The 12297-nt window shown below is 72.7% G+C and carries 10 protein-coding genes; 8 read left to right on the forward strand and 2 right to left on the reverse strand.

The genetic code is table 11. From position 1 onward, the window contains the following. Positions 1-205 precede the first annotated feature (205 nt). From ACFV2J_RS06315 to ACFV2J_RS06350, 8 genes are all read left to right on the forward strand, one after another. The gene (locus ACFV2J_RS06315; protein ID WP_385082520.1) at positions 206-1429 is read left to right on the forward strand and encodes an inositol-3-phosphate synthase; all 1224 of its coding nucleotides are present in this window, start codon (positions 206-208) and stop codon (positions 1427-1429) included. Continuing rightward, complete coding sequence (locus ACFV2J_RS06320) at positions 1426-2358, forward strand: SCO3242 family prenyltransferase (protein ID WP_385437519.1); 933 nt, start codon at positions 1426-1428, stop codon at positions 2356-2358. Before ACFV2J_RS06315 ends, ACFV2J_RS06320 begins: the two co-directional genes overlap by 4 nt. Positions 2359-2855: 497 nt before the next feature. After that, the gene (locus ACFV2J_RS06325; RefSeq protein ID WP_385082523.1) at positions 2856-3722 is read left to right on the forward strand and encodes a sugar phosphate isomerase/epimerase family protein; all 867 of its coding nucleotides are present in this window, start codon (positions 2856-2858) and stop codon (positions 3720-3722) included. Continuing rightward, complete coding sequence (locus ACFV2J_RS06330) at positions 3719-4435, forward strand: EboA domain-containing protein (RefSeq protein WP_385082517.1); 717 nt, start codon at positions 3719-3721, stop codon at positions 4433-4435. Before ACFV2J_RS06325 ends, ACFV2J_RS06330 begins: the two co-directional genes overlap by 4 nt. Further along, positions 4435-5283, forward strand: coding sequence for a TatD family hydrolase (locus tag ACFV2J_RS06335; protein WP_385082516.1), 849 nt, complete (start codon positions 4435-4437; stop codon positions 5281-5283). Before ACFV2J_RS06330 ends, ACFV2J_RS06335 begins: the two co-directional genes overlap by 1 nt. Before the next feature lie 3 nt (positions 5284-5286). After that, positions 5287-6456, forward strand: a complete 1170-nt coding sequence (gene eboE / locus ACFV2J_RS06340; RefSeq protein ID WP_385082515.1) for a metabolite traffic protein EboE — start codon at positions 5287-5289, stop codon at positions 6454-6456. Then, complete coding sequence (locus ACFV2J_RS06345; RefSeq protein WP_385082513.1) at positions 6453-7853, forward strand: alkaline phosphatase family protein; 1401 nt, start codon at positions 6453-6455, stop codon at positions 7851-7853. The genes eboE and ACFV2J_RS06345 overlap by 4 nt, the downstream gene beginning before the upstream one ends. 161 nt (positions 7854-8014) lie before the next feature. Further along, positions 8015-9241, forward strand: coding sequence for a sugar phosphate isomerase/epimerase family protein (locus ACFV2J_RS06350; protein ID WP_385082512.1), 1227 nt, complete (start codon positions 8015-8017; stop codon positions 9239-9241). Positions 9242-9357: 116 nt separating this feature from the next. On the opposite strand, the gene ACFV2J_RS06355 is transcribed toward ACFV2J_RS06350, so the two are convergent. Together ACFV2J_RS06355 and ACFV2J_RS06360 are read right to left on the reverse strand one after the other, a co-directional pair. Continuing rightward, the gene (locus ACFV2J_RS06355) at positions 9358-10758 is read right to left on the reverse strand and encodes an OFA family MFS transporter (RefSeq protein WP_385082511.1); all 1401 of its coding nucleotides are present in this window, start codon (positions 10756-10758) and stop codon (positions 9358-9360) included. Position 10759: 1 nt separating this feature from the next. Beyond that, positions 10760-12148, reverse strand: coding sequence for an OFA family MFS transporter (locus tag ACFV2J_RS06360; RefSeq protein WP_385082509.1), 1389 nt, complete (start codon positions 12146-12148; stop codon positions 10760-10762). Between the last annotated feature and the right edge of the window lie 149 nt (positions 12149-12297).

Below are 12297 nucleotides of genomic sequence, written 5' to 3' on the forward strand. Positions count from 1 at the left end.
GTTTTTCCCCCCACCTCCTATAAATTCTACCTCCCCCCACCCCCCCCGCGCCCGGGGGGGGGGGGGGGGTGGGGGGGGGGGGGGGGGGGGGCCCCCCCCCCCCCCCCCCCCCGTCTCGTCCGCACCTCACCCGCTCCGGCGCTCCTCGACCTTTTCCTCACCTCCGTCACTCCTCTGCGGCGGACGGACGACCAGGAGGCTGCCCATGTCCGCGTCCTCTTCCGAACCCCGGGTGGGTGTGTGGCTGATCGGAGCGCGTGGTTCCGTCGCCACCACCGTCGTCGCGGGCTGCGCGGCCGTCACCGCCGGCCTGCACCCTCCGACCGGCATGGTCACCGAGACACCGCTCTTCGCCGGGTGCGGCCTGCCTCCGCTGTCCTCCCTCGTCTTCGGCGGCCACGACACCGTGGACTGCCCGCTGCCCAAACGCGCGGAGGCCCTGGCCTCGGCGGGCGTCCTCCCGCACGGCCTGCCCGCCGCGGTCGCGGCCGAACTGGAGGCCGCCGACCGGGAGATCCGGCCGGGCGGCCCGGTCCCCGGCGACACCCGGGACACCACCGAGCTGGTGGACGGTTTCGCCGCCGACCTGCGGGACTTCTTACGGCGGCGAGGCCTGACCCGGGCGGTCGTGGTGAACGTGGCCTCCACCGAGCCTGCTCCCACCGGCACCGCGCTGCCCCCGAGCTCGCTGTACGCGGCGGCGGCGCTCGAGGCGGGCTGCCCGTACGTGAACTTCACCCCCTCGACCGGCCTCCACCACCCCGCGCTGGCCCCGGCCGCACGGGCCGGCGGCCTGCCGTACGCCGGCCGGGACGGCAAGACGGGCCAGACCCTGCTGCGGTCGGTGCTCGGCCCGATGTTCGCGCAGCGTGCGCTGGAGGTCCGCGCCTGGTCCGGCACCAACCTGCTCGGCGGCGGTGACGGAGCCTCCCTCGCCGACCCCGCCGCCGCGGCCGCCAAGAACGCCGGCAAGGAGCGGGTGCTCGCGGACACGCTGGGCACGGCCCCGCAGGGCGAGGTGCACATCGACGACGTACCGGCGCTCGGTGACTGGAAGACCGCCTGGGACCACATCGCCTTCGACGGCTTCCTCGGTACCCGGATGATCCTCCAGACCACCTGGCAGGGCTGCGACTCCGCACTGGCGGCGCCCCTCGTCCTCGACCTCGCACGGCTGGTGTCCCGCGCCCACGAGGCCGGTCTGTCGGGGCCGCTGGACGGCCTCGGCTTCTACTTCAAGGACCCGCTGGGCGAGGGACCCGCGGCGCTCGGCGAGCAGTACGCCGAGCTGGCGCGGTTCGCGGTCCGGCTGCGGACACCGCGTCCGGAATCCCGGGAGCCGCACCTCGAACGCCGCGCGCGACAGCCGGGACGCCGGAACCAGCAGCCCGGGCCGCGGCCGGCGCACGGGCCCCGGGAGGAGCGGTGACGCACCCTCGCCCGGACGCCGGAACGTCCGGTTCCGTGCCGCGCGGCGCCGGTCCGCACCTGCTCGCCTGGGCCGAACTGCTGCGGCTGCCCGCACTGTTCACCGTCCCCGGCGACGCCCTCGCGGGCGCCGCTGCCGCCGGTGGCCGCCCCGGACCGCGCACGCTGCTCGCCGCCGGCTCCTCGCTGTGCCTGTACGAGGCGGGCATGGCCCTCAACGACTGGGCCGACCGGGGCGAGGACGCCGCCGAGCGCCCGCACCGCCCGCTGCCGTCCGGACGCGTGCGGCCCGCCGCGGCCTTCGTGGCGGCGGGCGCCCTCACGGCGGCCGGACTGGCCCTCGCCGCCCGGGCCGGCCGTCGTGCCGTCGCCGTCGCGGTGCCCCTCGCGGCCACCGTGTGGGCGTACGACCTCGTGCTCAAACGAACCCCCGCGGGGCCGGCGGCGATGGCCGCCGCCCGGGGGCTCGACCTGCTCCTCGGTGCGGCGGCTACGGGCCGCGGCGTGCGAACCGCCCTGCCCTCCGCCGCCGTCCTGGCCACCCACACCCTCGCGGTGACCGCGGTCTCCCGCGGCGAGACCCGGGGCGGCTCACCGATCGCACCGCTGGCCGCACTCGCCGCGACGGGCTCCCTGACCTGCTCGTTGACGCGCGGACCGGCCTCCGCCCGCACTCCGCCGGGCGCCACGCACGTCGTGCGCGGGGTCCTCACGGCCGCGTACGCCGCGACCTCCGCGCGGCCCCTCCTGCACGCCGCTCTCAACCCCTCGCCCCAGCTCACCCAGCGAGCCGTCGGCGGCGGCATCCGCGCGATGATCCCGCTCCAGGCAGCCCTCGCGGCCCGCTCCGGCGCCCTCGGCCCGGCGCTCCTCACCGCCGCGCTGGCCCCCGCGGCCCGCAGATTCGCGAAGAAGGTGAGCATCACATGACCCCCACGCCGCGCTCCGCGAACTCCGTGCCGGCCCTTTTGGATTCGGCGCCGGGTTCGAGGGCCCCCGCGCCGGGTGCCGCGGACCCCGCGCCGGGCCCTTTGGATTCGGCGCCGGGTTCGAGGGCCCCCGCGCCGGGTTCCGCGGACCCCGCGCCGGGCCGTACGGGCTCTGCGCCGCGCCTGGTGAGCTCCGTGCCGGGCCCTTGGGACTCGGCGCCGGGTTTCAGGGCCCCCGCGTCGCGCCCCGCGAACTCCGTGCCGGACCGTACGAGTTTCGTGCCGCGCTCCGCGAACTCCGTGCCGGATCGGAGGGGGCCCGCGCCGGACCGGACGGGTTCCGCGCCGCGCTCCGCGAACTCCGCGCCGGGTGCCGCGGACCCCGCACCAGACCGTACGGGTTCCGCGCCGCGCTCCGCGAACTCCGTGCCGCGCCCAGGGCGCCCCGGTTCCCGCCCCGCGGGATTCACACCGCCGCCCCCGGCCGCCCCCGGCGCCCTGCGCTTCGGCTACGGAACCAACGGGCTGGCCGATCTCCGGCTCGACGACGCCCTCGCCCTCCTCGCGGACCTCGGCTACGACGGCGTCGGTCTGACGCTCGACCACATGCACCTCGACCCGATGGCCCCGGACCTCGCCGCCCGCACCCGGAGGGTGGCCCGCAGGCTGGACGCTCTCGGTCTCGGTGTCACCGTGGAGACCGGTGCCCGCTACGTCCTCGACCCGCGCCGCAAGCACGGACCGTCACTCCTCGACCCGGACCCGGCGGACCGGGCGCGCCGCGCCGACCTGCTGCGCCGTGCCGTGCGGGTCGCCGCCGACCTCGGCGCGCACGCCGTGCACTGCTTCAGCGGAGTGCCTCCGGCCGGCACCGACGAGGACACCGCCTGGAAGCGGTTCGCCGAGACACTGACGCCGGTACTCGACGCGGCCACCCTCGCCGGCATCCCGCTCGCCGTCGAACCCGAACCCGGCCATCTGCTCGCCACCCTCGACGACTTCCACCGTCTGCGCCACCTCCTCGGCGACCCGCCCGCGCTCGGCCTCACCCTCGACATCGGCCACTGCCAGTGCCTCGAACCCCTTCCGCCCGCGGACTGCGTGCGGGCCGCCGCCCCCTGGCTGCGGCACGTCCAGATCGAGGACATGCGCCGCGGTGTCCACGAACACCTCCCGTTCGGGGACGGGGAGATCGACTTCCCGCCCGTGCTCGAAGCCCTGGCCGCCACCGGCTACCAGGCGCTCACCGTCGTCGAACTGCCCCGCCACTCCCACGCGGGCCCCCACTTCGCCGAGCGGTCCCTCCCGTTCCTCCACCGCGCGGCCCGGGCGATCCCCGACAGCGCCGAAGGGAGCACCCCGTGAACCACCACCCGCGCGCACCCCACGGCGGCACTCCGCCGACCACCGCCGCACCCGCACCCGCACTCGTCCCACCCGCCCTCGCGGCCCTGCGTGCCCGGCTCGGCTCCCGCCTCGACGCCCCCGCCCGAGCCTGGCTCGACCGAGCTCTCGCCGAAGCCGCCGAACACCCCGGGACCCACGGTCCGATCTCCGTCTGGGAGCTGCGGATCGCGGAGGCCGGCCGGCGCTGCGGACACGAGAACGCCGACGGCGCCCGCGTCCTGCTCCTGCACGCCGCCCGCGCCGACACCCAGGCACTCGCCCGCGTCTACCGCCAGGGGACCGCCGCGGAACGCCGGGCCGTCCTGCACGCCCTGCCCCACCTCGTGCCCGGCCCCGAGGCGCTGCCCCTCGTCGAGGACGCCCTGCGCACCAACGACACCCGGCTCGTCGCCGCCGCCCTCGGCCCGTACGCGGCCCGCCACCTGGACGCCCACAACTGGCGGCACGCCGTCCTCAAGTGCCTCTTCACCGGTGTCCCCGTCGACGCCGTGGCCGGCCTGGCCGAGCGAGCCCGCGCGGACGGCGAACTCGCCCGGATGCTCGGCGACCACGCCGAGGAGCGCACCGCCGCGGGCCGTCCCGTCCCCGAGGACCTGCGGCGCGTACTGGCCCTGACCGAGCCCGCCGCCACCCCCACCGGCCCCCACGGCCGATCCGGCAAGGAGTCCTGATGCGCATCTTCGACCCCCACATCCACATGACGTCACGGACCACCGACGACTACGAGGCCATGCACGCCGCGGGCGTCCGCGCCGTCGTCGAGCCCGCCTTCTGGCTCGGCCAGCCCCGCACCTCCGCCGCCTCCTTCCTCGACTACTTCGACTCGCTGCTCGGCTGGGAGCCCTTCCGCGCCGCCCAGTACGGCATCGCCCACCACTGCACACTCGCCCTCAACCCCAAGGAGGCCAACGACCCCCGCTGCGTCCCCGTCCTGGACGAACTCCCCCGCTATCTGGTCAAGGACCAGGTCGTTGCCGTGGGCGAGATCGGCTACGACTCCATGACCCCCGCCGAGGACACCGCGCTCGCCACCCAGCTCCAGCTCGCCGCCGACCACGGGCTGCCCGCGCTCGTGCACACCCCCCATCGCGACAAGCTCACGGGGCTGCGCCGCACCCTCGACGCCGTCCGGGAGTCCGCACTGCCCCCGGACCGAGTCCTCGTCGACCACCTCAACGAGACGACCGTCAAGGAGGCCAAGGACAGCGGCTGCTGGCTGGGCTTCTCCGTCTACCCCGACACCAAGATGGACGAGGACCGCATGGTCGCGATCCTGCGCGCCTACGGCCCCGAGAAGCTGCTCGTCAACTCGGCCGCGGACTGGGGCAGGAGCGACCCCCTCAAGACCCGTCTCGTGGGCGACGCGCTGCTGGCCGCGGGGTTCACCGACGACGACGTCGACCGGGTGCTGTGGCGCAACCCCGTCGCCTTCTACGGACTGAGCGGACGTCTCTGCCTCGACCCGCCCGGCACGGGCACGACCCACGAGGGCAACTCCGTCCTGCGCGGCGGGGAGTGAGCGATGCGCTTCCGCCACCCCGACGGCTCCACCGTCCACCTCGCCTACTGCACCAACGTCCACCCCGCCGAAACCCTCGACGGCGTTCTCGCCCAGCTCCGCGACCACTGCGAACCCGTACGCCGCCGCCTCGGCCGCGACCGCCTCGGCATCGGCCTGTGGCTCGCCAGGGACGCCGCCCACGCACTGGCCACCGACCCCGCCGCGCTGCGCGCCCTGCGCACCGAACTCGACCGCCGCGGTCTGGAGGTCGTCACCCTGAACGGCTTCCCCTACGAGGGCTTCGGCGCCGAAGAGGTCAAGTACCGCGTCTACCGGCCCGACTGGGCCGACCCCGAACGCCTCGCCCACACCACCGCCCTCGCCCGCGTCCTCGCCCAGCTGCTCCCCGACGACGTCACCGAAGGCAGCGTCTCCACCCTGCCGCTGGCCTGGCGCACCGCCTACGACGACCAGCGCGCGGCGAGGGCCCGGGCCGCGCTGACCACCCTCGGGGAACGACTCGACGCCCTCCACGAACTCACCGGACGCTCGCTGCGCGTCGGCCTGGAGCCCGAACCCGGCTGCACCGTCGAGACCACCGCCGACGCGCTCGCCCCGCTCACCGCCATCGGCCACGACCGCATCGGCGTCTGCGTGGACACGTGCCACCTCGCGACCTCCTTCGAGGACCCGCACACCGCCCTGGACGCCCTCGCCGAGGCCCGCGTCCCGATCGTCAAGTCCCAGCTCTCCGCCGCCCTGCACGCCGAACACCCCCGTCTCCCCGAAGTCCGCGCGGCCCTCGCCGCCTTCGACGAACCCCGCTTCCTGCACCAGACCCGCACCACCACCGACGCGGGCCTGCGCGGCACCGACGACCTCGGCGAGGCCCTGGCCGGCGACGCCCTGCCCGACACCGCACCCTGGCGCGCCCACTTCCACGTCCCGCTGCACGCGCCCCCCGCCGCCCCCCTCACCTCGACCCTCCCCGTCCTCAAGGCCGCGCTGACCCGCCTCGTCGGCGGCCCGCGCCCGCTCACCCGGCACCTGGAGGTCGAGACCTACACCTGGCAGGCCCTGCCACCCGAGCTGCGCCCCCGTACCCGGGCCCAGCTCGTCGACGGCATCGCGGCCGAACTCACCCTCGCCCGCGACCTGCTGACGGACCTCGGCCTCAAGGAGCTGCCGTGACCCGCTCGACGCCGGAGCGTTCCGGGCCCACCCCGCTCCTCGTCCTCGACGTCGTGGGACTCACCCCCAGGCTGCTCGACGACATGCCCCGCCTCAGGGCGCTCGGCCGGTCCGGCTTCAGCGCCCCGCTCGGCACCGTCCTGCCCGCCGTCACCTGCGCCGCCCAGTCCACCTTCCTCACCGGCACCCATCCCGGCGAGCACGGCATCGTCGGCAACGGCTGGTACTTCCGCGAACTCGGCGACGTACTCCTGTGGCGGCAGCACAACGGTCTGGTGTCCGGCGACAAACTGTGGGACGCCGCGCGCCGCGCGCACCCCGGCTACACGGTCGCCAACATCTGCTGGTGGTACGCCATGGGCGCCGACACCGACATCACCGTCACCCCCCGCCCCGTCTACTACGCCGACGGCCGCAAGGAACCCGACTGCTACACCCGGCCCCCAGCCCTGCACGACGAACTCACCCAGAAACTCGGCACGTTCCCCCTCTTCCACTTCTGGGGCCCCGGCGCCGACCTCGTCTCCAGCCGCTGGATCATCGACGCGACCCGGCACATCATCCGCACCCGCCGGCCGGACCTGACCCTCTGCTACCTCCCTCACCTCGACTACGACCTTCAGCGCTTCGGCCCCGACGACCCACGCTCCCATCGGGCCGCCGCCGACCTCGACACCGCCCTCGCGCCCCTGCTCGACGACGCCGAGGCCGAAGGCCGCACCGTCGTCGCGCTCTCCGAGTACGGCATCACCCGCGTGGACCGCCCCGTCGACATCAACCGCGCCCTGCGCCGCGCCGGACTGCTCGAGGTGCACACGCAGGACGGCATGGAGTACCTCGACCCGATGGCCTCCCGCGCCTTCGCGGTCGCCGACCATCAGATCGCCCACGTCTACGTGCGCCGCCCCGAGGACCTGGAGGCCACCAGGACGGCGCTCGCGGGCCTGCCCGGCATCGAGCGACTCCTCGACGACGAAGGCAAGAAGGCCCACCACCTCGACCACCCGCGCTCGGGCGAACTCGTCGCGGTGGCCGAACCGGACTCCTGGTTCACGTACTACTACTGGCTCGACGACGCCCGCGCCCCCGACTTCGCGCGGCTCGTCGAGATCCACCGCAAACCCGGCTACGACCCGGCCGAACTGTTCATGGACCCCCTCGACCCCTACGTCAGGGTGAAGGCCGCCACGGCGCTGGCCCGCAAGAAGGTCGGGCTGCGCTACCGCATGGCGGTCGTGCCCCTCGACCCCTCGGCTCTTCGCGGCAGCCACGGCCGCCTTCCCGCGAGCGACGACGAAGGTCCGCTCCTCATCTGCTCCACCCCCCGCACCGGCACCGGCCGCATCGCGGCCACCGAAGTGAAATCCCTGCTGCTCGGCCTGGCCGGACTCGCGTGACACGGCCGGACGAGCGACTACGGAAAGTGAAGCACGCGCCACTGACAACGCGTCCGCCGCGCGTCCCCGCAACTGCCCGGCGGGCCACCGGCCCGGGCACGGGCGGCACCACATCCTCCGGCACCCGGCACCGCTGAACACCGACCCGAAAGAGAGAGACCGTGACCGCGTTCAACGACGGACCCGCGTTCCACGACGAAACCGCGTTCCACGACGAACCCGCAGTCGGCGACGCCCTGCGTCGCACGCTCGGTGTCAACCGCCGACGCTTCCTCAGCACCTGCACGGCCGCCGCGACCGCGGCGATCGCCGCACCCGTCCTCGGCGCCTCCCCGGCCCTCGCCCACGACCGGGGCAGAGGCCACGACCACGATCACGGGCACGACCACGGGCACGGCCACGGTGGTGATCTCCTCGTCCCCGCGAACCGGCGCGGCATCATCCTCTACACCGTCCGTGACGCGACGGGCCGCGACCCCCTCTCCACCGACCTGCCCTCCGGCTTCCGCGAGGTCTTCAAGCAGCTCTCGCGCTTCGGATACCGGCAGGTGGAGTTCGCCGGGTACGGCCAGCACGCCAACGCCCCCGGCGGGGCCAACCTGGAGTCCGTGGAGGGCGCCAGGCTGTTGCGCTCCTGGCTCGACGACTACGGTCTGCGGGCCCAGGGCAACCACGGCTTCATACCGTCGTCCTGGCCTCTCACCACACCCGACCTGGACACCTTCAAGAAGCACCTGGAGATCGCCAACATCCTCGGCATGGCACACGTGGGCACCGGCGGCGACCCCACCGGCAGCGCCTACCGGGCCGACTGGGACGTCGCCGCCGACAAGTGGAACGCGCTCGGCGCCATCGCCCGCCGGGCCGGCCTCAAGCTGTACACCCACAACCACGACGCGGCGTACGGCTTCCTGCTCGACGGGGGACCGCTGGACGACCAGGGCCGGCCCACCCGCAGTTCGGGCATCCGCAAACTGGAGTACTTCCTGAAGGTCACCGACCCGAAGGTGGTCTGGCTGGAGATGGACATCTTCTGGGCGCACGTGGCCCAGTACAAGTTCCCCACGTACACCGCCCACGACGGATCCACGCGGGAGAGGATCTTCGACCCCGCGGGGCTCGTCGTCCGCAACAACAAGCGCTACCCGCTCTTCCACGCCAAGGACGGCACCGTCAACACCACCAACGGGATGGGCTACGACATGGTGCCGTTCGGCACCGGTGTCATCGACTACACCACGTTCTTCTCCCGTGTCGGCGACCGGAGTTACCACAACCCGATGGTCGAGCAGGACAACGCCCCGAGTGCCACCGACCCCGGGCAGTCGCTGAAGCACGCGAAGATCGGTTACGACCACCTCGCCGCCCTCCGCGAGAAGCGCCACTAGACACACCCTGGATCCGGCGCGTCACGTCAGGCGGCCCTCCCCACACCGACCACGTGGGGAGGGCCGCCTGATGTCCGTACGACCGTGCGCCTGCCGTTCCGCCTCCTTGGGCCGTGTCAGCCGGCCGGCTGCGGGACCCCGCTCGACTCGCCGTCGTGACCCGGCTGTTTCAGCAGCAGCGCGATCGCCGCCGCCGCCATCGAGATGCCTCCGGCCAGCGCGTACGCGCCGTTGTAACCCCAGGCGGCGACCACCATCGAGCCGAGACCGCCGCCGAACAGACCGCTGACCAGCTTCCCGCTGTACACCAGCCCGTAGTTGGTGGCGTTGTAGTTCTCCCCGAAGTAGTCCGGGGTCAGGGCCGCGAACATCGGGTAGAAGGCACCGCCGCCGAACCCGGAGAGGAAGGCGAAGAACAGGAAGAGCCACTCGCTCCTGATGTTCCCGGCCCAGATCACGCCGAACTGCGCGAGTCCGAGGACGACGATGACGAACACCAGGGTCAGCTTGCGTCCCCAGGTGTCGGACAGCCACCCCACGACGGCGCGGCCGATGCCGTTGATGACGGCCATGATGCCCATCGAGGACGCCGCCACCAGGGGACCGAAGCCCACCTCCTTGGCGAAGTCGACCTGGAAGGAGATCCCGAAGATGGACACGCCGGCGGTCATCACCAGAGTGATCCACATCAGGGGGAGCACGCCCGTCCTGACGGCCTCCTTCGGGGTGTACTGCTTCACCGCGGGCGGGTTCTTGACGAGACTCGCCGAGGTCCTGGCGTCCCCGCCATGGGTCAGCGGGTCGATGTCCGCCGGCCACCAGTTCTTCGGCGGGTCCTTGAAGAAGAACGCGGTGGACAGGACGACGATCATCACGTAGCACCCGATGAGGTCCAGGACGCGATGGTAGTTCCCGGTGTCGAACGCGTAGTTGAAGATGAAGATGAAGGGCAGGGAGCCGTAGGCGAATCCGCCGTTGACGAAGCCCGTCCGGGCGCCCCGCCGTTCGGGGAACCACTTGCCGACCATGTTGATGCAGGTCGCGTAGACCAGGCCCGAACCGATGCCACCGATGACACCGAAGCCCAGGATGGCCAGCAGCACGTTGCTCAGGTGCGACAGGGCGAGGAAGCCGAGGACGCACATGACCGCGCCGATGTACATGGCCCGGCGAGCGGTCAGGATGCCCTTCTCCCGCATCCAGCCCGCCGGGAAGGCTATGCCGGCCTGGAAGAAGACCCAGACGCTCAGGATCCAGAAGGTGTTGCTCTGCGTCCAGCCGTGCGCGTGGGACAGGGTGTCCTCCGCCGAGCCGTACGCGTACTCGAAGACGCTGATGGCCATCATGGCGATCCACGGCAGGTACACCATGAACTTGCGTGAGTGGCCCAGGATGTCCCGGTCCGTCTCGCCGACCCGGTAGACACGGCCCCGGGCGTCGGTGACTTCGCGGTACGAGCGGTTCGGGGCGTCGGTTCCGGCCGACGCGCCCTCGGTGGCGATGGGGTCCGCCGTCATGTCACGCCATCTCCTCGCCGAGCGGTTGCGGGTTGGGGACGATGCTCCGGGCCTTGGGGGTGCCCGGTGATTTCAGGAACAGCGCCAGTACGGCGGAGGCCAGACCGATGGAGCCCGCGAGCACGAAGGCCCCGTGGTAGTCCCACGCGCCGACGACGACCGCGCCCATGCCGGAGCCCACCAGGCCCGAGATCAGCTTCGAGCTGTAGACCATCCCGTAGTTGGAGGCGTTGTTGTTCTCGCCGAAGTAGTCCGCCGTCATGGCCGCGAAGAGCGGGAAGATCGCCCCGCCGCCGAAACCGGAGACCATGGAGCAGAACAGGAAGAACGGCATGCTGCCCATCTGGCCCGAGACGAGCACGCCGAACTGCGCGGAGCCCAGCACCAGACAGACGATGATCAGTGTGTTGCGGCGGCCGAAGCGGTCGGAGATCCAGCCGATCACACCGCGCCCGGTGCCGTTGACGATCGCCTTCAGGGACATCGCGGTGGCCACGATCCCGCCCGCGAACCCCATGTCCTTGCCGAACGGCACCTGGAAGGCGATACCGAAGATGTTGATGCCCGCGGTGCACAGCAGACAGAACCACATCATCCACAGGACGGGTGTGCGGGCGGCCTCCTTCGGGGTGTACTGCTTCACCGCCGGCGGGTTCTTCTCCAGCGCCCGCCGGATCCTGGGATCGGACGACACCTTCAGCGGGTCCACGTGCGGAGGCCACCAGCCCTTGGGCGGGTCCTTGAAGAACCAGCCCGCGAACGCGACCACGAAACAGCAGACCAGGCCCACCGTCACCAGAACGGTCCGGTAGTTGCCCAGGTCCATGTACGAGGTGAACAGGAAGACGAAGGGCACCGAGCCGTAGGCGAAACCGCCGTTGACCAGGCCGGTCTTGCCGCCCTTGCGTTCCGGGTACCACTTGCCGACCATGTTCACGCAGGTCGCGTAGACGAGGCCGGCGCCGATGCCGCTGAACATCCCGAAGCCGAGGTAGGCGACGATCACGTGCGGCGCGAACGCCAGCGAGACATAGCCCAGCACCGTGCCCAGCGCGCCGAGCATCATGGCGTACCGCGCGGGCAGCCGCCCGCTCTCGCGCAGTTGCCCGGCCGGGAAGGCCACGGCCGCCTGGAAGAAGATCCAGACGCCCATCAGCCAGAAGATGTGCCCACTGCTCCACAGGTGGGCGTCGTGCAGGGTGTCCTCGGCGGAGGTGAACGCGTACTCCGAGGAACTGATGCCCAGCATCCCCATCCAGGGGAAGAGCACCATGGTCCAGCGTGGTCGCCCCATGATGTCCCGGTCGGTCTCACCGATGCGGTACAGGCGGCCGTTGCGATCCGTCACCTCCCTGTAGGGGACGGATGTGGATAGGTCGGTGGTCGTCATGTCGGTTCAGCACCCCTCGCGTCGAAAGATCTGGCCAGCGCCCCCTGTCCAAATGCCTTTCGTGTGCGCACGGGTCCTGGGGGGGGGGGGGGGGGGCCGCGCGCGCGCCCCCCCCCCCGTGGAGCACGAGAACGAGGCCCCCCCCCCGC

This window comes from Streptomyces sp. NPDC059668 (genome assembly GCF_042734135.1).
In the GTDB taxonomy this organism is placed as follows: Bacteria; Actinomycetota; Actinomycetes; order Streptomycetales; family Streptomycetaceae; genus Streptomyces.